Origin of the sequence: Paracoccus sp. ME4, from assembly GCF_046736325.1 — a bacterium.
In the GTDB taxonomy this organism is placed as follows: domain Bacteria; phylum Pseudomonadota; class Alphaproteobacteria; order Rhodobacterales; family Rhodobacteraceae; genus Paracoccus.
This window is the reverse complement of record NZ_CP151276.1, coordinates 2059268-2079300: the sequence shown is the minus strand read 5'-3', so window position 1 is coordinate 2079300 and position 20033 is coordinate 2059268. Positions and strand designations below refer to the sequence as shown.

Below are 20033 nucleotides of genomic sequence, written 5' to 3'. Positions count from 1 at the left end.
ACATCCCGAGGAGAGTTGAATGGCGAAGGTGGCGTTTCTGGGTCTGGGCGTGATGGGCTTTCCGATGGCGGGCCATCTGGCCGCGGCCGGGCATGAGGTGACGGTATTCAACCGCAGCCCGGCCAAGGCCGAGGCCTGGGTCGCGCGCCACGGCGGCCGCCATGCCGCCACCCCGCGCGAGGCAGCCCGTGGGGCCGAGATCGTGCTGTGCTGCGTGGGCAATGACGACGACCTGCGGCAGGTGCTGACCGGGCCGGACGGCGCCTTCGCGGGCATGGCCGCGGGGTCGGTGCTGGTCGATCACACGACCGTCTCGGCCCAGGTCACGCGCGAGCTGGCCGCGGTGGCGCAGGAGGCGTCCCTGGGCTTTGTCGATGCGCCCGTGTCCGGTGGGCAGGCGGGTGCCGAGGGCGGCAAGCTGTCGATCATGTGCGGCGGCGGCACCGCCGATTACGACCGCGCCGAGCCCGTCATGGCCGCCTATGCCAAGATCTGCCGTCGCATGGGAGAGACCGGCGCGGGACAGATGACCAAGATGTGCAACCAGATCGCCATCGCGGGGTTGGTTCAGGCATTGTCCGAATCGCTGGCCTTCGCACGCAAGGCGGGGCTGGACGTGTCGGATGTCGTCGAGGTCATCAGCCAGGGTGCCGCAGGCAGCTGGCAGATGGTCAACCGTCATGAGACGATGGACCGCGGCGCCTTCGAGCACGGGTTCGCGGTCGACTGGATGCGCAAGGATCTGGCGATCTGTCTGCGCGCGGCGGACGAGCTGGGCGCGGCGCTGCCGGTCACGGCCCTTGTGGACCAGTTCTACAAGGATGTTCAGGCGATGGGGGGCGGCCGGTGGGACACGTCCTCGCTGATCGCGCGGCTGCCCCGCTGAAAGACGCAAGGCGGTCCGCCCCCCGGGGGGGGGGCCGCGAAACGGGCGGGGGGCATCGCGCGCCCCGCCATCACAGGACGTCATCACAGGACAAGGACACGCCATGTCGTATCGCACTCTGGCCGGTCAGATCGAATTCGAGATCACCGGCGTCAATGACCAAGAGGCGACCGGCGAGATGGTCGTCGCCTCAGGCATCCTCAACCCCTTCGGCACGATCCATGCCGGCGCGCTGATCTGGTTCGCCGATGTCATCGCCACGAACCTGGTCCTGGGCGGAGAGCAGCCGCAGGAGGGCATGGACAGCTTCCCGGTCGCGGTGACGCTGAACGCGCAGCTGCTGACCAACCGGCGCGACGGCGTGCTGACCGCGACCTCGTGCTGGGTCCGGCGGGGGCGGCGCATCTCGACCGTGCGGACCGAGGTGGCCGATACGCAGGGCGCGGTGCTTCTGGACCTGACCTCGACCCACATGACGGCGCGCTGACGCGGCGGCAGGCGCGTGCGCGCTTGAAACCCGCGCCGATCCGGCCATCATGTCCGCCGAGGATGGAGGACACCCGATGGACGGCATGATGATGAACCGCCCGCTGCTGCAGAGCGGGCTTCTGGACTACGCGGCCCAGAACTTTCCGGCGGCCGAGATCGTGTCGCGCCGCGTCGAGGGCGACCTGCACCGCCAGGGCTGGGCGCAGACCCACGCCCGCGCCGTCCAGCTGTCCCTGGCGCTGGAGGAGATGGGCGTCCGCCCCGGCGACCGCGTGGCGACGCTGGCCTGGAACGGGCATCGCCACTTGGAGATCTATCACGCGGTCCCGGCCATCGGCGCGGTCTGCCACACGATCAACCCGCGCCTGTCGGCCGAACAGATGGTCTTCATCGCCCATCACGCCGCCGACCGGCTGCTGTTCACCGACCTGACCTTCGTCCCGCTGCTGGAGAGGCTGCGCGACCGGCTGCCTGCCATGCGGTATGTCGTGATGACCGATGCGGCGCACATGCCCGACACCGCGCTGGACGCGCTGTGCTATGAGGACCTACTGACCGGGCGGGCTGTGGACCGGGCGTGGCCCGAGTTTCCCGAAACCACCGCGTCGGGCCTGTGCTACACCTCCGGGACCACCGGGGATCCCAAGGGGGTGCTCTATTCGCACCGCTCGAACATGCTGCACGCGCTGGCCACGGCGGCGGTGCTGAGCCCCGATCTGGGCGCGCAGCCGCGCATCATGCCGGTCGTGCCGCTGTTTCACGTCAACGCCTGGGGCCTGCCCTTCAGCGCGCCGCTGATGGGGGCCAGCCTGATCATGCCCGGCCCGTCGCTGGACGGGGCCAGCCTGTGGGACCTGTGCCAGGCCGAGAAGGTCGAGAGCGCCTGGGGCGTGCCGACCATCTGGCAGGGGCTGATGACCGAGATCCAGGCCCGCGGCGCCAAGCCCGAGGCGCTGCGCCACATCGTCGTCGGCGGCAGCGCGATGCCGCGCAGCCTGACCGAGGCCTTCGAGCGGATGGGCGTGGACGTGAACCACGCCTGGGGCATGACCGAGACCTCACCCCTGGGCAGCCAGGGATCGCTGACCCCCGAGCAGCGCGGGATGCCCTTCGAGGCGCGCATGGCGCTGAAGCAGGGGCAGGGCCGCCCGGTCTTCGGGGTCGAGATGAAGATCGTCGACGATGCCGGCCGCCGTCAGCCCCATGACGGGCAGGCCATGGGCGAGCTGTATGTGCGTGGCAACACGGTCGCGGCCGGCTATCACGACAATGCCGCCGCCACCGCCAAGGCCATCGACGCCGAGGGCTGGTTCGGCACCGGCGACATCGCCTCGATCCGGCCCGACGGGCTGCTGACGCTGCGCGACCGGTCCAAGGACCTGATCAAGTCGGGCGGCGAATGGATCAGCTCGATCGATGTCGAGAACCTGGCCCTGACCCATCCGGAGGTCGCGCAATGCGCGGTGATCGCGCTGCCGCACCCGAAATGGGATGAACGGCCGCTGCTGGTGGTCAGGCCGCGCGGCGCGGCGCGGCCCACGCTGGAGGAGGTCTGCACCGTGCTGCGCCCGCATCTGGCCTCGTGGCAGCTGCCCGACGACATCGTCTATGTCGAGGAGATGCCGCTGACCGCCACCGGCAAGATCAGCAAGCTGACCCTGCGCGAGCGCTTTGCGGATCACGTCCTGCCCGATCTGCGCTAGCGCAGCGTCTCCAGAAAGGCGCGGCGCCCCTCCGCGATGGGGACGGGGCGGCGCGTGACGCGGTCGATGGTGACGGTGACGAAATGCGCCGTGGCCGAGGGGCTCTCGGCCTCTCCGTCGAACATGCCCATGTCGAAGCGCACTGAGCTGCGCCCCAGATGGGTCACCGCGACGCCGATCCGCAGGATCGCGGGCCAGGAGACCTCCGAGAGGTAGCGGCAACCGTTCTCGACCACCACCAGCGGCGGGGCGTCGGGGGCCAGGAAACCCTGCGGTGCCAGGGTCATGGTCATCGCCTCGTCGAACAGCTCCAGATAGGTGGCGTTATAGACATGGCCGTACTGGTCGTTGTCGCGCCAGCGCGTCGGCAGGGTCTGACAGACCGGATAGGCGTCGCGCGGGCGCAGCTCAGGCATGGGCCAGCACGAACAGCCGCAGCGCCGTGGCCAGCCCGATGCCGGGCGGGCGGGCATGGTCGATCTGGCCGATCAGCGCCGCGCGGGTCAGGCCGCGGGCCGCCGCCTGCGCGCCGAGCGCCTTCCAGAACGCCTCCTCCAGCGAGACCGAGGTGCGGTGCCCGTCGATCGACACGGACCGCTTCACCGGCGGCGTCATGGGCGGCAGGTCGATCATGGCTCGGGATCGTCGTCGCGGCGATGCGCGTCCAGCACGCGTTCGGCGCGGTCGCGTTCGGCCTGCCGCGCGTCGCGCAGGGGCTTGGCCTCGCCATGCAGGGCGGCATTGGCGTCGCCCTGGGCGCGCTTGGCGTCGCGGGCGCGGGATTTGCGCGCCTGGCGCAGGTTGATGATGCGGGTCATGGGTCCGGCATGAAAACGGGGCGCGCCGATCATAGCGCGCCCCGGCAGGGTCGGGTCAAGAGGGGCGTCAGCCCTTGGGGCTGATCATGTCCTCGGGGCGCACGACGCGGTCGAAGGTCTCGCCGTCGACGAAGCCCAGGGCGATGGCCTCCTCGCGCAGCGTGGTGCCGTTCTTGTGCGCGGTCTTGGCGACCTTGGTGGCGTTGTCATAGCCGATGGTGGGGGCCAGCGCCGTCACCAGCATCAGCGATTCCTTCATCAGCTTCTCGATGCGCTCGACATTGGCCTGGGTGCCCACGACCATGTTGTCGGTGAAGCTTGAGGCCGCGTCGCCCAGCAGCTGCATCGACTGCAGCACGTTGTAGGACATCATCGGGTTGTAGACGTTCAGCTCGAAATGGCCCTGGGAGCCTGCGAAACCGACGGCGGCGTCGTTGCCCATCACATGGGCGCAGACCATGGTCAGCGCCTCGGCCTGGGTCGGGTTCACCTTGCCCGGCATGATCGACGATCCGGGCTCGTTCTCGGGCAGGATCAGCTCGCCCAGACCCGAGCGCGGGCCGGAACCCAGCAGGCGCATGTCGTTGGCGATCTTGAACAGCGATCCGGCCACCGTCTTCAGCGCGCCCGAGAACATGACCATCGCGTCATGGGCGGCCAGCGCCTCGAACTTGTTCGGCGCGGTGACGAAGGGCAAGTCGGTGATGCGGGCGATCTCGGCCGCGATGGCCGTGTCCCAGCCCACCTTGGTGTTCAGACCGGTGCCGACCGCCGTGCCGCCCTGCGCCAGCTCGTAGATGTCGGGCAGACAGGCGCGGACGCGCTCGATCCCCTTGCGGACCTGATGGGCATAGCCGCCGAATTCCTGGCCAAGCGTCAGGGGCGTCGCATCCTGGGTATGGGTGCGGCCGATCTTGATGATGTCCTTGAACTCGGCCGACTTGGCCTCCAGCGCCCCGGCCAGCTTCTCCAGACCCGGCAGCAGCACGTCGCGGGCCAGCATGCCGATGGCCACATGCATGGCGGTCGGGAAGGTGTCGTTCGACGACTGGCCCATGTTGCAGTGATCGTTCGGGTGGACGGGCTTCTTCGAGCCCAGCTCGCCGCCCATGATCTCGATCGCTCGGTTCGAGATCACCTCGTTGGCGTTCATGTTCGACTGCGTGCCGGACCCGGTCTGCCAGACCACCAGCGGGAAGTTGTCGTCGAAGCGGCCCTGGAACACCTCGGTCGCGGCCTGCTCCATCGCGTCTGCCAGATCGGCGGGCAGGTCGCCATTGTCGCGGTTCACCCGCGCGGCGGCCAGCTTGATCGCGCCAAGCGCCCGGATGATCGGGACCGGCTGGCGCTCCCACCCGATGGGAAAGTTCATGATCGAGCGCTGCGTCTGCGCGCCCCAGTATTTCGAGGCGTCAACCTCCAGCGGGCCGAAGCTGTCGGTTTCGGTGCGGGTCTTGGTCATCGGGTCGCTCCCTCACGGTTTCGTGGCGGGTGTAGCGGGTCGGGCGTCCGGGCGCAATTCGCATGCGACGGCATACCGTCGCTAACATCAGCGCTCCATCGCCCGGATCGCCGAGCGCAGGGCCGACAGCTCCCTGTCGGGCAGGGGCAGGACGGGGTGCTGGGGGTCGGTCTCGGTCAGGTCCATCAGGCGCGCGGCCGTGTGGATCACGCGCAGGCTGCCGTGGCGGCGGAACAGGTCCCACAGGGGCTGGAACCGCTCCTCGGCCTGGCGGGTGCTGGCGGCGTCGCCGGCACTTGCGGCGCAGGACAGGGTCAGCGTCGTGTCGGGCCAGAGGCCCGCCGCCACGCTGAACCAGGTGTCGGCCCGCGCCATCAGCGCGCGACTGCAGCCCCAGTCACCGCTGTAGCCGATGACGAAGCCCGGCGGCAGGGCGTCGCGCAGGGCCGCGATCTCGGCGTCGAAGGTTTCGGCTGCGGGCAGGGGCATCTTGACCCCCGCCACATGCGGCAGCGCCGCCAGCCGCGCAAGCAGCGCCACGTCCATCGTCACCCGCGTCGTCGTCGGGTTGTTGTAGATCACCAGCGGCAGGCCGCCCGCCTCAGCCACGCGGGCGAAATGGGTCACGATCTCGTCGGGGGTCAGCGGCTGATAGGTCATCGGCGCCAGAAGCAGCCCCTGCGCCCCGGCCTCGCGCGCATGGCGCGCGAGCGCCTCGGCGTCACCTGTGCGCAGCGCCCCGACGCCCACGATGACCGGCATGCGCCCGCCGACCGCGTCCAGCGCGATCTCCAGCGCGCGGCGGCGTTCGTCCAGGGGCAGATAGGCATAGTTGCCGGTGCTGCCCAGAAGGCCGATCGAATCGACCTGGGCGCGGACGATGCGCGACAGGATGCGGCGCAGGTCGGCCTCGACGATGCGGCCGTCCGCATCGGCGGGGGTGATCGGAAAGGCGCAGAGCCCGCGCAGCGCCTGCATCGTCACTTGCGCCAGCGGTCCAGGCGCACGACCTCGCCGCCGCCCGAGGGGGGCGTGTCGTCGCCGTCATCCTCGGCGTCCAGCTGATACTCGGCGTCGGCCTCCTCGTCCTCGTCCTCCTCGTCGTCGCCCTCCTGCGTCTCGAAGCGCAGGCCGAACTCGACCGAGGGGTCCACGAAGGTGCGCAGCGCGTCGAAGGGGATCTTCAGCGGCTCGGGCTGGTTGCCGAAGTTCAGCGTGATCGTGAAATGGTCGTCCGCGATGGTCAGGTTGTCGAACCAGTGCTGGATGACGATGGTCATCTCCTCGGGATAGCGGTCACGCAGCCACTGGGCCATCTCGACGCCGTCGTCGCGGGTGTCGAAGGTGATGAAGAAGTGGTGGTCGCCCGGCAGCCCCTCGCGGGCCACCTGGCGCAGCACCTCGGCGATCAGCCCCTGCATCGCCCGATGCATCATCCCGCCGTAATCGAGTCCCGAGCGCGCCATGGTCCCACCTTGTCCTGTCCTTGGGGCGTCAGCATAGGCATATGAGTGCCGATGAAAAGGGGGCCAATGCGCGGCCCCCCTCACGCTGCCCGCTCAGGCCGCCCGTGCGCCGGCTCCCAGGGCGCGCAGCACCCGCAGGTCGGCGGCCATGGTCGCGGCGGGCTTCGGCCCGAACCATTCCAGCGATGCGGGCATGTCGGCGGGCAGCGCCGCCAGCAGCGGCCGCCAGTCGGGCGCCCCCTCCAGCAGCGGACAGATGCCCCGCCGGTCGCCCTGCGGGTCGTGGATGTTGTCGGGCGCAAAGACCGACAGCCGGTCCCGCCCTGTGACCGATTTCAGGTGCAGGTGCCGCACCCAGGGCGCCAGCCGCGCGAAGGCCGCCACGGGATCGGCGCCCGATTCCCAGACATGCAGCGCGTCGAAATTCACCACCAAGGCCGGATGGTCCAGCGCCCGGAGCAGCTCCAGCGTCGCCTCGACCCCGTCGGCCAGGGTGCCGGGATGGGTCTCGATGGCGACCGACAGGCCGCGCGCCGCCGCCATGTCGGCCACGCGCGCCAGATCGTCGCGGACTGCGCGCTGCGCCGCGGGCGGGGTCGCCGCACTGCCCGTGCCGCCCGCGAACAGCCGCAGTTGCGCCGCCCCCCATCGCCGCGTCAGGTCCAGCAGCGCGCAGGCCTCGTCGGGCGCGAAACCGGGCAGGCCCAGGGGCAGATAGCCCGCCAGCATCGGCACCGGCGCACGCATGGGCAGCGCGCACCAGTCGTCGGCCAGCGCGCGGGCATGGGGGGCCCAGATCTCCAGCCCGTCGAACCCCTCGCGCGCGACATAGCGGTCCAGATCGGCGGCGGTGACCGACAGGTGCCGGAAGGCCACGGAGCAGGCGTTGATCCTCATGCGCGGTCCTCCTGCCAGCGGTCGAACCACCGGGCCAGCGTGGCCTTGATGCCCCGCTCCAGCGCGGTCAGTCGGTCCAGATCGGCCAGCGCGGTCAGCAGGTCGTCGGCGTCGCCTGCACGCGCGAAGGCCACGGAGCGGCGGTGGACGCCGTTCAGCCCGGCATGCAGGGCCGCGATCCGGTCGCAGCATTCCTCGAAGGCGTCGTGGTCGCGGCCCTCGATCTCTCCGAAGATGGCCAGCGCGTGCTCATAGGCGTATTTCCGGATCGCGATGACCGGCAGTTCGCGCAGCGCGGGCTCCAGATCGGCGCGGGGCAGGGGGCCGGCATGGGCCTGCAGGATGCGGCGCAGCGCGTCGATCAGCGGCACGGCCTGCGCGTCGAAGGTGGCGTGATGGATGGCGGTGATCGCCTGGTCCGTCGCCGGATGCAGGTCATCGGCGGCGAAGGCGAAGCCGCCCGCCACCGTGTCGCGCAGGAAGGCGCGGCGCAGGTCGTCGGCGGGCAGCACGCCCTCCCACCGGAAATCAGGGTCGCGCATCAGCCATTGCGCCGGATCGGCGGTCGGCTCCAGCAGGGCGTAATGGGGAAAGACGTCCTGGGCGAACTTGTTGTCGCGCTGCGGCAACAGCGCCATGTCGATCATCGGCATGACGTAGCGGCCGGGCCGCCAGTCGGCCAGCAGCGCGTGCAGCCGGTCCAAATTCGCGGATTTCGGCGCCGCCGTATCGTACCAGCGCGCGACGCGCAGCCCGAACAGGCGTTCGGCCCAGTCCAGGTAGAAGCCGTGATCGATCCCCGCCGCGTGATAGGACAGGCGCATGCGGTCGTCCACGACCACCTGCCCGTCCCAGAGGCCCAGATACATCGGCCGGTGATCGATGCCGCCGTTATCCTTCAGCGCCTGGCACAGGCAGCTGACGACGCAATGGACCTTGATGTCCACGGGCTCCTCGGGCGCGGGGGTGACGCCGGTCAGGGCCAGCGCCAGGTCGCGCACGGTCATGCCGGGGGCGCGGTCGAACGTGTCCTCGGTCATGGGGACGCCCGCCTCCTCCAAATGCAGCATCAGCGTCATCAGGCCGACCGAATCCAGCCCCAGGTCGGGACCGAGGCGCGCGCCCGCGTGAAAGGCCGCCATGCGCGGGCAGGCCATCGGTCCGGCCAGGATGGCGCGGATGCGGTCCTGCAGGGCGTCGGGATCGGGGATGGGGCGGGGTTCGGTCATGATGCGGTCTCGCTCAGCAGGGTGGCAGCCAGGTCGCGGCGGGCGATCTTGCCGTTGGCGCCGCGCGGCAGGGCGGGCAGGCGGATCAGGCGCAGCGGACGCTGGCGCGCCGAGAGGGTCGCCGTCAGATGCGCGTCCAGCACGGCCTCCGGGACGTCGCCCGCATAGGCCAGCGCCGGGCGCTGATGGGCGGCGGGGTCGGGGATCGCGAAGGCCACGGCATCGGTGATGCCGGGCAGGGACAGGGCCGCGGCCTCGATCTGGGCGGGATAGACGTTCAGCCCCGCGACATCGATCACCTCGGCCGCGCGGCCCGCGAAGATCAGGTGGCCGCGGTCGTCGATCACGCCCAGATCGCCGGTGTCGATGGGCGGGCTGCCATCGACCGTGACCGCCGCAGGGGTGTCCCGGCCCGCGCGCAGCCGCACATGGGGCAGCGGCGCGCCCATGTCCTCCGGGCAGGAGGGGTCGGGCGCGATGGCCAGGCACCCGGCCTCGGAACAGCCGTATTGCTGGAACATCCGCGTCGCGGCGCCCCGGATCGCGTCGAACCACGGCTGCGGCAGGACGGTGCCCGAGGACATCACCGCGGCCTTGAGCCCGCCCGGCCCCGCCAGCCGCGCCAGCACATGCAGAAGCGGCGGCGCGGCATAGAGCAGCGGTTCCGCCACGCCCTCCAGCTGGCGCAGGATCGCGCGCGGATTGGCATGGTCCAGCACCACCGGCACCCGACCCCGCGCCTGTCCGACCAGCACCCCGGCGATCAGGCCGTAGGAATGGGTGACCGGCGCGGCGATCACCGGCACCATCCCGTCGGCCTGGGGGAAGGCGCGGATATAGGCGTCGATCTCGGTCTGGATGGCGGCCCAGCTGCGGGCGATGATCTTGGGCGCGCCGGTCGTGCCGGAGCTGGTCTGGATCAGCACCCCGCCGGGCGCATGGGGCGCGGCCTGGCCCAGATCCTCCAGCCCCGCATCGGTCAGCCACAGATCGCAGCCCGCCCTGAGCGCCAGCGCGCGGGCCTGATCCTGCGGGGTCTCGGGGTGGATCGGGTGGCAGGAGGCGCCCGCCGCCCGCAGCCGCAGGATCTGCGCCAAACTGGCGGCGCGGTCGCCCAGCAGCAGGGCGATGCGCGTCCGCTCCGGGTCGCGGCCCACCAGCAGGTCGGGCCAGTCCTCCGACATCGGATCGACCAGCCGGTCGTTCAGGCGGAAATGATGCGTCATTTCGGGGTCTTTCAGCGGATTGGGAACGTTGTGGCTGCCCGACCCGCCCAGAAGGCGCAGCGCCAGGCTTTCGGCAGGCAGGGTCGCGGCATCGGTTGCCAGATGCGGCGCAGGGGGCCAGGCGGCGCGGCAGAGCTGCCAGAAGGCGGGCTCGGGCAGGTGGCCGCGGTCGTGCAGCAGATTGGCCAGATCCGACAGGACATGGACGACCAGGCAGTCGGTCACCAGGTCGCGCAGGTCGGTCGGATGCGGCATGGCGTGACGGCTGCCCGGGGGCGCATCCGCCAGGCGCGGATCGACCGCCGTCAGGTCGGGCGGCGGGCCCGACAGGCAGGCATCGACATATTCCAGACTTTCGCTGAAATCCCGCGCGATCAGGCCGGTGGGCCAGCCGTCGTCATGGGTGATCAGCAGGTTCTGGCCATGCGCCTCCAGCGCGATGCCGTGACGGGTCATCAGCCGCCAGACCGGCCGCAGCACCGCCAGAAACTGCGTGACCCAGGCCCGCGTGCCGTGCCGGGCCAGCCAAGGCGCGATCAGCGCCTGCCCGTCGGGGTCCGACAACGACAGCGCCGACAGCGGCACGGCCGCGTCGGGCGGCGGGCTGCGCCGGATCGCGGCAAGGCGCCCCGCAAGCAGGTCCTCGGCCACGATGACCGCGCCATGTTCGCGCAGGATGCGCAAGCCCGCCAGCGCCGGATCGCCCGCCACCACGCCCGCCAGCCAGTCCGAGATCGCGGGCGCGACCGCCACCGACCACGGCACCAGGTCACGGACCGAGGAGGTGACGCCCACGCCCAGGGACAGCTTCAGGTGATCGCCCCCGTCCCGTGCGGCCAGCGTGCGCAGCGATGCGGTGGCCTGCATCGCCGGGCCGTCCACGGCCAGCGGCGCGATGCGCCCCGACGCGATCACCGCCTGCATCCGCGCGTCCCGGCAGAGGTCGCGCCATTGCCACGGATGGACCGGAACCGCCCCCGCGGGCGCCCAGCCCTGCGCCACGTCGGTGCCCGCGCGCCGCAGCAGCCCCGGATCGACGCGCAGCCAGACCGGGCGGATCGGCTGCCCTGCCTCCGGTCCGAAGGCGCGGTTGTCGGCATCGTCGAAGCCGACGCGCGCCTTGAAGCCGGGGTGATAGGGATGCCCCTCGATCAGCGCGGCCTCCAGCGCCAGCCCGGTCAGGGACAGGCGGTCGGGTCGCACCGGCCCCGCCGCGCGCAGGAAATGCGCGCTGCGCCGGACGGCCGTGACCAGCGGCGCGGGGTCGTGCCCGGTTTCGGCCAACGCCCGGGCCAGGGTCGCGATGCGCAGCGGGCGGCCTGCCGCGTCGCAGGGCCGGCCCACCAGCCGCGGTCGGCCCGTGGCCTGCAGGCGGTGGGGCGCGCGGATCGTCAGCCCGCCCAGGGTCCAGCCGCCGTGGGCGGGGGTCAGGATGCCCTCGAAGGCCAGCGCCTCGACCGTCTGGCGCAGGGCGCGATCCTCAGGCGACATGCGACAGGCTCCCGGTGTGACGGGCGGCGGGCAGCGGGTTCGGCACGCGGATCATCGGCGCGCGTTCGCCGGGGATCAGCAGCTCGTCCACGCCGCCCAGCTGCGTCAGCAGGTTGCCCTTGGCCGCCAGATGCGGTTCCGTGAGCCAGCGCCGCGCCAGCGCGCCGCCATGGCCGGGCAGGCGCGTCAGGGCCGCCAGATGCGCCGCCAGCCGGGCCATCGCCCGATCCTCGGGCATCAGCCCCTCCAGCGCCATGCGGTGGATGACCGAGAACACCTGGTTCACGATCAGCGCATAGCTCAGCGCATCCTCGGCCTCGGGGCGCGGATAGACCAGCTGGGGAATGGCGCGCAGCGTCTCGTCGGCCATGTCCTCGGCCACGTAGAAGCCCTGATTGTCGCGGATGTCGCAGCGTGTCGGCAGGCCCTGCGACAGGTCCAGAAGCGCGTTCTGCTGATGCGCCTCGACCGCGATGCCGGTCGCGTCATAGAGCCTGAGGACCGGCGCCACCGCGCAGTCCAGATAGGCGTCGAACCAGGCGGCGGGGTCGTGGCCCGCCATCACCTGCGCCAGAAGCGACGCCTGTCCCGGCAGCGGCTCGGTCACCAGCCCCGCGACCTGCATCACCCGGCCGCCGCGGGCGCCCTGCCACGGGTTGCGGCGCAAGATCACCTCCAGCCCGGATTCCGCGCCGGGCAGGTCCAACGACAGCCAGTGCGGATCGTCGATCAGCCGCATCGGGCCGTGGCGTTCGTTCAGCGCCCCGATGCGGGCCGCCATGGCTGCCCCGGCCAGAAGCTCGTGGCGCTTGTTCACGCGCTGCGAGTTCGTGATGGTGACCGGCAGCGAGACCTTGACCTGCCACGGGCTGTCGCCGCGCCACAGCGTGCGCACCGAGGAGGTCGCCCACCAGCCCGGCCCGACCGGACCGAGCGACCGGATGGCCCCCCGTTCGATCAGCGCGGCGATGCGGGGATCGTCGCGCGCGCGGTCCCAGGTCAGCGGATGCGCGGGCAGCAGCGCGCGTCCCGGTCCGGGGTCGATGTCCATGCCCGGCAGATCGGCCACCCGCCCGGCATCCGTGGCGCGAAGCAGCCGCTCCTCCACCGACAGCGCGACCAGCCGGACCGCGCCGCACCAGTCGGGCGTCATCGCGCGTTCCTCGGGCAGGGTCATGCCGGACAGGGCCTTGGGGCAGGGATGCATCCAGTGCCCGGTCAGCAGCGCCTGTTCGGCTGTCAGGAAGTCCGGGTCCGCGGCGGGCTGGGCCGCGCGCTGCGCGAGGATCGTCGCGATCCGCTGGCGGCTGGCGCGGACGCGCCGCGCCACCGCTGCGCCGGTGGGACCGTGTTCCCGCTCCAGCCGTTCGGTCATCAGCGACAGGGCGGTGGCGGGGTCGATGTCCTCGGCACCGCCGGGACCATGCCGGATCAGGCGCGACAGCCGCGGCAGCCCGCTGGCCAGCGGACCCTGCGCGACGATCTGGATCCAGCCGCCGCCGACCGGGACCAGATCACGCCCGCCGCCCATCTCCCGCATCCTGCAGATCAGCAGCGCACGCAGGCTGGCCAAGTCGGCCGCGGCCTGCGGATTGCCGGGTGCGGCGGGGTCGGACCACGGCAGTGCGGCGGCCTTGGGCCGAAAGGTCAGGATCGGATCGGTCGACATCATCGCAGCCTCGGGGATCGGCGGCCACGGGGGCCGGGTCGTCTCGGAGCTGGCAGATGCTGGCGCGTCCGGCCTAGTATTCTTTACTGTTTAAGTCAACATATGTCTGATTGCGGTCATCGAACTGCCACCGCCGCCTGAGGCAGACCCCAGAGATCATCGGACATCTCCGCCTCCGCCACCCGTGCGACCGCGCCGAGCCGGCCGGCCTGGGCGCCGAGCGCAAGCTCGGACAGCACCCCCGCCGTGTCGCAGCGCGCGCCCGGATCGGCCTGCGCGGCCAGCGCCGCCAGAAAGCGGGACAGGCCCTCGACCTCCTGGCGCAGCAGATCGGCCGCCTGCAGCGATCGGGCGGCCGCGTCGCTCTCCTGCACCAGCGCCCCCAGGGCCGCGTCGATCCGGGTCAGTCCCTCGGCGATCCGGTGCGCCTCGGCGGCCGCGCGGTCCAGGGCCGCGCGCAGCGTGTCGGGGTCCACCGTCATTGCAGCTTGCCCGTCACCGATTCGATGCAGCGCAGCAGGGCCTCCTTGGTGAAGGGCTTGGCGATGAAGTTGTTCATGCCCGCCCGCTGCCCGCGCTCGATCATCTCGCGGGTCGCGGTGCCGGTGATCAGGATGAAGCCGATGCGCTGGGTGCTGGGGTTCTGGCGCAGCGCCTCCAGCAGGCCCAGACCGTCCATGCCGGGCATGTTGTAATCCGAGATCACCAGATGCACCGGTGCCGCCGCCAGGCGCCGGAACGCGGCCGCGCCATCGGCCTCGTACTGGACGTTGACCAGTCCGGCCCAGTCCAGCGCCTGCTCGATCAGCGAGCGGCTGATGGTCATGTCGTCGACGACCATCACATGAAGGTGCGATTTGAGTGCCATGATGTCCCTTTCACGTTCTGGCAGGCGCCGGCGTCGCGTTGCGCCGGTATTGGGTGGTTCCCGTCGGCTGGAACAGGGCCGCGGCCGGCCCGTCCAGGCGTTCGGAATGGCCGATGAACAGCGTTCCCCCCTCGACCATCGCCTGCCCGAAGCGCAGCCACAGGCGCTGGCGGGCGGCCGCGTCGAAGTAGATCGCCGTGTTGCGGCAGAAGATCACGTCGAACTTGCCCGAGAAGGGCCAGTCGCCATGCAGGTTCAGCTCGTCGAAGCGCATGATCTGGCGGACCTCGGGGCGCGCCTCGAAGCCCGTCGCGCAGGGCTGGAAGTATTTCCTCGCCTGCGCGGCGGGCACGGGCGACAGCGCCTCGGCGCTGAAGCGGCCTTGGCGCGAGCGTGCGACCATCTCGGGGTCGATGTCGGTCGCCAGGATCAGCACGTCGTGGCGTGCGGCATCCGGGATCGCGTCCAGCAGCGTCACGGCCATGGAATAGGGCTCCTCTCCGGAGGAGGAGGCCGCCGACCACAGCCGCAGCCGCCGACCCGCGCGTGCCAGCGGCGCCAGGGGCGGCAGGACCTCGCGCGCGAGGCTGTCGAAGTGGTGGCCTTCGCGGAAGAAGGCCGTGACGTTCGTCGTGATCGCCGACAGCAGGTGCCGCCGTTCCTGCGGCCCGTCGGGACCCTCCAACCGGTCGCAATAGGCGCCGTAATCGCCCAGGGACAGGCCGCGCAGGCGCCGGTTCAGCCGCGCCATCAGCAGGCTGCGCTTGGATTCCGACAGGATGATGCCGCTGTCTTCATGGACGATCGCGGCGATCTTGCGGAACTGCGCGTCCGTCAGGACGGGGCCCGTCGCGGTGGCCATAGGGGTGGCTGCGGCCGTTCTCACGCGTCGACCCCATGGGCTGCGGGCAGAAGCTGCGCCAGGTCGATCTTGCGCAGGATGCGACCGTCCTCCAGCGTGATCATGCCCACGATGAACTCGCGCGCGGGGTTCGAGGCGATGTCCGGCACGGCCTGGATGTGGTCGTCGTTGATCGGCAGGATGTCCGAGACCAGATCGGCCAGCAGCCCCACGATGCGCCCGGCATGCATGGCGATGATTACCACGTGCCGCTGCGACGGGGTTGCGGCGCCGAAACCCAGACGGGCCGACAGATCGACAACCGTCACGACCGAGCCGCGCAAGTTGATCACGCCCTTCACGTAGTCGGGGGCGTGGGGCAGCATCGTGGTGGGGGTCCAGCCGCGGATCTCGCGGACCAGGCCGATGTCGATGCAGAAGTCCTGGTCCGCCAGCTTGAAGGCCACGACGTCGCGTTTGCCGACGGAGTTATGCGAGATGGATTGCAGCATGCGTCACCCGTTCGATGCCATGGCGGCCATGCGGCGGCCTTGGTCGTTGGACATGGAAAGAAGGATTTCTTCGGGGTCGATGATCAGCGCGATCTTGCCGTCCCCGAGGATGGTGGCGGCCGAGACCCCCGGCACACGGCCATAGTTCTGCTCGAGGCTCTTGATGACGACCTGGCGCTGATCGAAGATCGCGTCGACGCGGAAGGCGGCGCGGCGGCGGCTGTCGGTCTCGACCACGATCAGCACGCCCCCGTCCTGCGGCTCGGCGGGCTGCTGCACGCCGAAGCAGGCGCAGAGATCGATGATCGGGATCAGCTCTCCGCGGTTCGACAGCAGCTGCGATCCCTGGCCCACCCCGTGCAGCATCGAGCGTTCCGGGCGCAGGGTCTCCTGCACCGCGGTGATCGGCAGGACCATCGTCTGGTCGCCCAGCTGGATCAGCATCCCCTCGACCACGGCGAGGGTCAGCGGCAGCGCGATGGAAAACGTCGTGCCTTCGCCCTCGGTCGACTGGATCATCACCCGGCCGCCCAGGTTCATGATCTCGCGCCGCACGACGTCGAGGCCCACGCCCCGGCCCGACAGGGCCGAGACCTCGTCCTTGGAGGAGAAGCCGGGCAGAAACAGCAGCTGGTCGATCTCGGCCGGAGAGAGGTTGGCGCCGGGCGCGATCAGGCCGCGATCCTCGGCGATCTGGCGAACCTTGGCGCGGTTGATGCCGCCGCCGTCGTCCGAGACCTCGATCTGCACCCGGCCCGAGCGATGGGCCGCCGACAGCGTGATCGTGCCCTCCTGCGGCTTGCCGCGGCGCTGGCGCGTGACGCTGTCCTCCAGCCCGTGATCGACCGAGTTGCGGATCATGTGGGTCAGCGGCTCGACCAGCCGCTCGATCATGGTCTTGTCGACCTCGGTCTGCTCGCCGATGGTGATCAGGCGGACGGGCTTGCCCGTGGCGTCGGCGGCCTCGCGCAGGATGCGATGCATGCGCTGGAAGACCAGCTTCAACGGCTGGGCGCGGATCGCCATCACGCTTTCCTGGATGTCGCTGGCCAGTTGCCGGATCGCCTCCAGACCGGCCACCACGTCGGGCTGTTCGTGCAGACCGGCGGTCTGGATGACCTGGGACAGCATGGCCTCCTTGATGACCAGCTCTCCGATCATGTTCATCAGACGATCGACGCGGTCCAGGGCGACGCGGATCGTGGGGGCGGCCTGCTCGGCCGGGGCCTGCGTCACGGCGCGAGGTCCGGCGGGTGCGGCGGCTGCCGCTTCGGCCGGGGCCTCCGCCGAGAGGCTCATGTCCGGCGGCAGGTCGGGCGCAGCCGGAATGGCCATGACCTCGGGTTCCTCCGCCGCGGGCGCGGGGCGGATCGACAGCCGACAGCAGTCCTCGACGAACTCGAAGACGCCCATGATGTCGGCCTCGGCCACGTCGGCGTTCATCGTGACGTCCCAGGACAGGGCGGGATGATCGGGCGACCAGTCCTCCAGCGGCGGCACGGCTTCGGCGTTGGGCACGACGCGCCCGGCCCCCAGCTTGCGCAGCGCGGCCAGCAGCGCCACGGGATCGTTGCCCGACCGATAGAGCTGGAACCCCGGCGTCATCTGCACCAGAAGCCCCGCCGGCACGTCGGCGGACGCATCCAGGTCCATCGTCAGCGGCATGCCGAAATCGAGCGTGATCGGCGTGAAGGTGAAGGCCGTGTCCTCGGCGGCTTCGGGTTCGATCAGGGCCGACAGTTCGGTCATCAGGCCCTCGATCTGCGCCTCGTCGGGCTCCTGACCCGCGCGGGCCGCGCAGACCAGATCGGTCAGGCAGTCCGAGCAGCGATGCGACAGGGCCATGATCTGCGGCGTGACGTCGATCCGGTCCGAGCGGACCAGGTCCAGCACCGTCTCGAAGCGGTGGGCGAAGCCGACCAGCGTGGACAGGCCGAAGGCGGCCGCGCCGCCCTTGACGGAATGGACCGCCCGGAAGACGGCGTGAACTGTCTCCTTGTCGAAGCCCGGCTCCTCCATCTGGCGCAGGCCGTTGGCCAGCACCTCGAGCAGCTCGTCGCATTCGACGAAGAACATGTCGCGGAATTCGTCCATGTCGGCCATGTCAGCGCCCCAGGACCTTGTCGATGACGGCGATCAGACGCTCGTCCTCGAAGGGTTTCACGATCCAGCCGGTGGCGCCGGCGCTGCGGGCGCGCGCCTTGAGGTCGGCGCCGCTCTCGGTGGTCAGCACCAGGATCGGGACCTCGGCATAGGCGCCGGTGGCGCGGACGTTCTCGATCAGGCCAAAGCCATCCATGCGCGGCATGTTGATGTCGGTGATGATCAGATGCGGGTCCGCCTCGCTCAGCGCGCCGACGCCGTCGACGCCGTCGGCGGCGAGGAACACCTCGAAGCCGGCATTGCGCAGCGCCTTGGACACGAGCGCGCGGATGGTGGGCGAATCATCGACCGCCAGGATACGGGTCGTCATGCGGGTCCCCCGGTTTGAAGAAGCTCGACCGAGGCGCCGACAGCCTCGAGCGCGGTCACGAACGGGTCCGAGGCGTCGCGGATCGACAGCGCCTTGCCGTCCATCTGCCACTGCTTGCGCGCCGAGATCAGCATCTCGATCGCGAGACCCCCCATGCGCTGGACCTGCGAGGCGTCCAGAACCGCATCCGCCCCCCGCTGGTCCAGCAGGGTTCGCTGAAGCGCGAGGACGGCCTTGCGGTCCATCGTCTCGGGCAGGGGCAGGGCGTGCATCTGATCCACCTCGTTCATTCATCGGCTTGCCCATCGCTAGCAGCCAACCCTTAAGGAAAGGTTGCCCGAAGCGAATTATCGCATCCGACCCAAGTCATTTCGAAAGAACGATTTTTTAACGTTTCCACGCCATTCTTCAGGAGCCCATACCTGGAGTCTGTCCGTGCCCCACCCGGTCCTGCTGATCGTCGATCCCGACCCCGCCCGCCTGTCGGCCCTGCTGCGCCGCTGCGACGACCGCGCCGCCACCGTGCTGGGCGCCGCGACCCCGGGCGAGGCCTATGTGCTGATCGAATCGCACCTGCCGCGCCGCGTGGCCGTCGCGGCCGAATTCGCCGAATCGCTGGAATTCGAGGCCCTGGCCGACATCCTGACCATGATCGATGCAGAGGTGATGATCTTCGGACAGATGCGGTTGGCCGCGGGCGGCTATCCCGTGCTGACCGGGCTGGAGCAGATGCTGGCGCGGCTTCTGGGCGGCGTCGCTCCGCTGCGCGCGGCCCCTGTCGCCGCGGTCCGCGGCACGGATGCCCGGCCCATTGGTGCCGCCGATCCGGTCGGGTCGGTGATCCTCCTCGGCGCCTCGACCGGCGGCATCACCGCGCTGGAGACGGTCCTGTCGGGATTTCGCGCCGACTGCCCGCCGACGCTGGTGGTCCAGCACATCCGGCCCGGCTTTGCCGAGGGCCTGGTGCGCCGTCTGGACCAGCTGCTGACCCCGCAGGTGGTCGCGGCCGAGGACGGGGCGACGCTGCGCCGCGGCGTGATCTATCTGGCCTGCGCGGCCGACCGGCATCTGGGGCTGGGCCTGCGCGGCGGTCTGCGCGCGCGGCTGGTCGCGGGACAGCCGGTCTCGGGGCACCGGCCCTCCGTCGACGTGCTGTTCCAGGACGGGGCGGCCCTTGCCGACCGGCTGGACGTCCGCGCGGGCCTGCTGACCGGCATGGGCGCGGACGGCGCGCAGGGGATGGCCGCGCTGCGGCGGGCAGGGGGGCACACCATCGCCCAGGACCGCGAGACCTCGGTCGTCTGGGGCATGCCGCGGGTCGCCGCCGAGATCGGCGCCGCGGCCGAGATCCTGCCGCTTGCGCGCATCGGTGCCGCGCTGCTGTCCCGAGAGCCCGCCCGCAGCCGGAGGACGTCATGATCCGTCAGGCGGGCGACCGCGTCATCCATGTAGTGCAGGGCGAACATGCCATCAGCGACAGCCCCGACGTGGTGCTGACCACGGTTCTGGGCTCCTGCGTATCGGCCTGCATCATGGATGCCGACCGCGGCATCGGCGGGCTGAACCACTTTCTTCTGCCCGATGCGGGACCGGGCGGTCCCGACATCCGCTATGCCGCCGCCGCGATGGAGGTCCTGGTCAACGGGCTGATGCGGCGCGGCGCGGTGCGCGGACGGATGCGCGCCAAGCTGTTCGGCGGCGCGCGCATGATGGCGGGCCTTCCCGACATCGGTCAGCGCAACGCCGATGCCGCACGCCGCTTCCTCCAGGACGAGGGCATCGCTTTGGTCGCCAGCGACCTCTGCGGGACGCAGGCGCGCCGCATCCGGTTCTGGCCCGTGATCGGACGCGTCCAGCTGCACCTTCTGGGCGAGGCGCGCGTCGCCCTGCCCGAACAACCCATGAAGCAGCGCGGCGGCGACGTCGAGCTGTTCTGACCCTCGGCGCGGCGGCTGCGACCGCGCCCGTTTCCTGACCCCGGACCGCCGGACACGACCGGCCGT

Annotated in this window: 22 protein-coding genes; 5 read left to right on the top strand and 17 right to left on the bottom strand. The window is 70.8% G+C overall.

Features of this window, described 5'->3' with window-relative positions; all coding sequences use genetic code 11:
• The first annotated feature begins 19 nt into the window (after nt 1-19).
• The 3 genes from AACG61_RS10670 (at nt 20) to AACG61_RS10660 (ending at nt 3078) form a co-directional block, all read left to right on the top strand.
• Nucleotides 20-886, top strand: a complete 867-nt coding sequence (locus AACG61_RS10670; RefSeq protein ID WP_411837114.1) for an NAD(P)-dependent oxidoreductase — start codon at nt 20-22, stop codon at nt 884-886.
• Nucleotides 887-989: 103 nt separating this feature from the next.
• On the top strand, nt 990-1373 hold the full coding sequence (locus AACG61_RS10665; RefSeq protein ID WP_411837113.1) for a PaaI family thioesterase: 384 nt from the start codon (nt 990-992) through the stop codon (nt 1371-1373).
• 76 nt (nt 1374-1449) lie between these two features.
• Entirely contained in the window at nt 1450-3078 is a 1629-nt protein-coding gene (locus tag AACG61_RS10660) for a long-chain fatty acid--CoA ligase (protein WP_411837112.1), read from the top strand.
• Here the strand turns inward: AACG61_RS10660 and AACG61_RS10655 are convergent.
• From AACG61_RS10655 to AACG61_RS10575, 17 genes are all read right to left on the bottom strand, one after another.
• Nucleotides 3075-3494, bottom strand: a complete 420-nt coding sequence (locus AACG61_RS10655) for an acyl-CoA thioesterase (protein WP_411837111.1) — start codon at nt 3492-3494, stop codon at nt 3075-3077. The genes AACG61_RS10660 and AACG61_RS10655 overlap by 4 nt on opposite strands.
• The gene (locus AACG61_RS10650) at nt 3487-3711 is read right to left on the bottom strand and encodes a ribbon-helix-helix domain-containing protein (RefSeq protein WP_411837110.1); all 225 of its coding nucleotides are present in this window, start codon (nt 3709-3711) and stop codon (nt 3487-3489) included. Before AACG61_RS10650 ends, AACG61_RS10655 begins: the two co-directional genes overlap by 8 nt.
• On the bottom strand, nt 3708-3896 hold the full coding sequence (locus AACG61_RS10645; RefSeq protein WP_411837109.1) for a DUF4169 family protein: 189 nt from the start codon (nt 3894-3896) through the stop codon (nt 3708-3710). Before AACG61_RS10645 ends, AACG61_RS10650 begins: the two co-directional genes overlap by 4 nt.
• Nucleotides 3897-3963: 67 nt before the next feature.
• Nucleotides 3964-5358 carry a class II fumarate hydratase gene (fumC, locus tag AACG61_RS10640; RefSeq protein WP_411837108.1) on the bottom strand — a complete coding sequence of 465 codons (1395 nt, stop codon included), beginning with the start codon at nt 5356-5358 and terminating at the stop codon, nt 3964-3966.
• Between the two features lie 87 nt (nt 5359-5445).
• Nucleotides 5446-6336, bottom strand: coding sequence for a dihydrodipicolinate synthase family protein (locus tag AACG61_RS10635; protein ID WP_411837107.1), 891 nt, complete (start codon nt 6334-6336; stop codon nt 5446-5448).
• A 2-nt stretch (nt 6337-6338) separates the two neighbouring features.
• Nucleotides 6339-6824, bottom strand: a complete 486-nt coding sequence (locus AACG61_RS10630) for an SspB family protein (RefSeq protein WP_411837106.1) — start codon at nt 6822-6824, stop codon at nt 6339-6341.
• A gap of 93 nt (nt 6825-6917) precedes the next feature.
• Nucleotides 6918-7721 carry a sugar phosphate isomerase/epimerase family protein gene (locus tag AACG61_RS10625; RefSeq protein WP_411837105.1) on the bottom strand — a complete coding sequence of 268 codons (804 nt, stop codon included), beginning with the start codon at nt 7719-7721 and terminating at the stop codon, nt 6918-6920.
• Nucleotides 7718-8950, bottom strand: coding sequence for a DUF6005 family protein (locus AACG61_RS10620; RefSeq protein ID WP_411837104.1), 1233 nt, complete (start codon nt 8948-8950; stop codon nt 7718-7720). Before AACG61_RS10620 ends, AACG61_RS10625 begins: the two co-directional genes overlap by 4 nt.
• Nucleotides 8947-11667, bottom strand: a complete 2721-nt coding sequence (locus tag AACG61_RS10615) for an IucA/IucC family protein (RefSeq protein ID WP_411837103.1) — start codon at nt 11665-11667, stop codon at nt 8947-8949. Before AACG61_RS10615 ends, AACG61_RS10620 begins: the two co-directional genes overlap by 4 nt.
• Entirely contained in the window at nt 11657-13339 is a 1683-nt protein-coding gene (locus tag AACG61_RS10610) for an IucA/IucC family protein (protein ID WP_411837102.1), read from the bottom strand. Before AACG61_RS10610 ends, AACG61_RS10615 begins: the two co-directional genes overlap by 11 nt.
• A gap of 113 nt (nt 13340-13452) precedes the next feature.
• Nucleotides 13453-13818, bottom strand: a complete 366-nt coding sequence (locus AACG61_RS10605; RefSeq protein WP_411837101.1) for a hypothetical protein — start codon at nt 13816-13818, stop codon at nt 13453-13455.
• On the bottom strand, nt 13815-14204 hold the full coding sequence (locus AACG61_RS10600) for a response regulator (protein ID WP_411837100.1): 390 nt from the start codon (nt 14202-14204) through the stop codon (nt 13815-13817). Before AACG61_RS10600 ends, AACG61_RS10605 begins: the two co-directional genes overlap by 4 nt.
• A 10-nt stretch (nt 14205-14214) precedes the next feature.
• Nucleotides 14215-15066 (bottom strand): CheR family methyltransferase, encoded by an 852-nt coding sequence (locus AACG61_RS10595; RefSeq protein WP_411837099.1) that lies wholly within the window; start codon nt 15064-15066, stop codon nt 14215-14217.
• 20 nt (nt 15067-15086) lie between these two features.
• On the bottom strand, nt 15087-15557 hold the full coding sequence (locus AACG61_RS10590) for a chemotaxis protein CheW (RefSeq protein ID WP_411837098.1): 471 nt from the start codon (nt 15555-15557) through the stop codon (nt 15087-15089).
• Between the two features lie 3 nt (nt 15558-15560).
• On the bottom strand, nt 15561-17660 hold the full coding sequence (locus tag AACG61_RS10585; protein WP_411837097.1) for a chemotaxis protein CheA: 2100 nt from the start codon (nt 17658-17660) through the stop codon (nt 15561-15563).
• A gap of 1 nt (nt 17661) precedes the next feature.
• Nucleotides 17662-18030 (bottom strand): response regulator, encoded by a 369-nt coding sequence (locus AACG61_RS10580; protein WP_411837096.1) that lies wholly within the window; start codon nt 18028-18030, stop codon nt 17662-17664.
• Nucleotides 18027-18320: an STAS domain-containing protein gene (locus AACG61_RS10575; protein WP_411837095.1), complete on the bottom strand. Its 294-nt coding sequence runs from the start codon at nt 18318-18320 to the stop codon at nt 18027-18029. Before AACG61_RS10575 ends, AACG61_RS10580 begins: the two co-directional genes overlap by 4 nt.
• 145 nt (nt 18321-18465) lie before the next feature.
• Between AACG61_RS10575 and AACG61_RS10570 the strand changes: the two genes are divergently transcribed.
• Together AACG61_RS10570 and AACG61_RS10565 are read left to right on the top strand one after the other, a co-directional pair.
• The gene (locus tag AACG61_RS10570) at nt 18466-19449 is read left to right on the top strand and encodes a CheB methylesterase domain-containing protein (protein WP_411837094.1); all 984 of its coding nucleotides are present in this window, start codon (nt 18466-18468) and stop codon (nt 19447-19449) included.
• Entirely contained in the window at nt 19446-19967 is a 522-nt protein-coding gene (locus tag AACG61_RS10565; protein ID WP_411837093.1) for a chemotaxis protein CheD, read from the top strand. The genes AACG61_RS10570 and AACG61_RS10565 overlap by 4 nt, the downstream gene beginning before the upstream one ends.
• Nucleotides 19968-20033 lie beyond the last annotated feature (66 nt).

Coding starts and splice junctions, on each gene's coding strand:
- AACG61_RS10605 (WP_411837101.1), bottom strand. CDS start 13,818: ATGACGGTGGACCCCGACACGCTGCGCGCGGCCCTGGACCGCGCGGCC.
- AACG61_RS10645 (WP_411837109.1), bottom strand. CDS start 3,896: ATGACCCGCATCATCAACCTGCGCCAGGCGCGCAAATCCCGCGCCCGC.
- AACG61_RS10630 (WP_411837106.1), bottom strand. CDS start 6,824: ATGGCGCGCTCGGGACTCGATTACGGCGGGATGATGCATCGGGCGATG.
- AACG61_RS10575 (WP_411837095.1), bottom strand. CDS start 18,320: ATGAACGAGGTGGATCAGATGCACGCCCTGCCCCTGCCCGAGACGATG.
- AACG61_RS10660 (WP_411837112.1), top strand. CDS start 1,450: ATGGACGGCATGATGATGAACCGCCCGCTGCTGCAGAGCGGGCTTCTG.
- AACG61_RS10595 (WP_411837099.1), bottom strand. CDS start 15,066: ATGGCCACCGCGACGGGCCCCGTCCTGACGGACGCGCAGTTCCGCAAG.
- AACG61_RS10655 (WP_411837111.1), bottom strand. CDS start 3,494: ATGCCTGAGCTGCGCCCGCGCGACGCCTATCCGGTCTGTCAGACCCTG.
- AACG61_RS10565 (WP_411837093.1), top strand. CDS start 19,446: ATGATCCGTCAGGCGGGCGACCGCGTCATCCATGTAGTGCAGGGCGAA.
- AACG61_RS10585 (WP_411837097.1), bottom strand. CDS start 17,660: ATGGCCGACATGGACGAATTCCGCGACATGTTCTTCGTCGAATGCGAC.
- AACG61_RS10665 (WP_411837113.1), top strand. CDS start 990: ATGTCGTATCGCACTCTGGCCGGTCAGATCGAATTCGAGATCACCGGC.
- AACG61_RS10620 (WP_411837104.1), bottom strand. CDS start 8,950: ATGACCGAACCCCGCCCCATCCCCGATCCCGACGCCCTGCAGGACCGC.
- AACG61_RS10650 (WP_411837110.1), bottom strand. CDS start 3,711: ATGATCGACCTGCCGCCCATGACGCCGCCGGTGAAGCGGTCCGTGTCG.
- AACG61_RS10600 (WP_411837100.1), bottom strand. CDS start 14,204: ATGGCACTCAAATCGCACCTTCATGTGATGGTCGTCGACGACATGACC.
- AACG61_RS10580 (WP_411837096.1), bottom strand. CDS start 18,030: ATGACGACCCGTATCCTGGCGGTCGATGATTCGCCCACCATCCGCGCG.
- AACG61_RS10625 (WP_411837105.1), bottom strand. CDS start 7,721: ATGAGGATCAACGCCTGCTCCGTGGCCTTCCGGCACCTGTCGGTCACC.
- AACG61_RS10610 (WP_411837102.1), bottom strand. CDS start 13,339: ATGATGTCGACCGATCCGATCCTGACCTTTCGGCCCAAGGCCGCCGCA.
- AACG61_RS10590 (WP_411837098.1), bottom strand. CDS start 15,557: ATGCTGCAATCCATCTCGCATAACTCCGTCGGCAAACGCGACGTCGTG.
- AACG61_RS10615 (WP_411837103.1), bottom strand. CDS start 11,667: ATGTCGCCTGAGGATCGCGCCCTGCGCCAGACGGTCGAGGCGCTGGCC.
- AACG61_RS10635 (WP_411837107.1), bottom strand. CDS start 6,336: ATGCAGGCGCTGCGCGGGCTCTGCGCCTTTCCGATCACCCCCGCCGAT.
- fumC (WP_411837108.1), bottom strand. CDS start 5,358: ATGACCAAGACCCGCACCGAAACCGACAGCTTCGGCCCGCTGGAGGTT.
- AACG61_RS10670 (WP_411837114.1), top strand. CDS start 20: ATGGCGAAGGTGGCGTTTCTGGGTCTGGGCGTGATGGGCTTTCCGATG.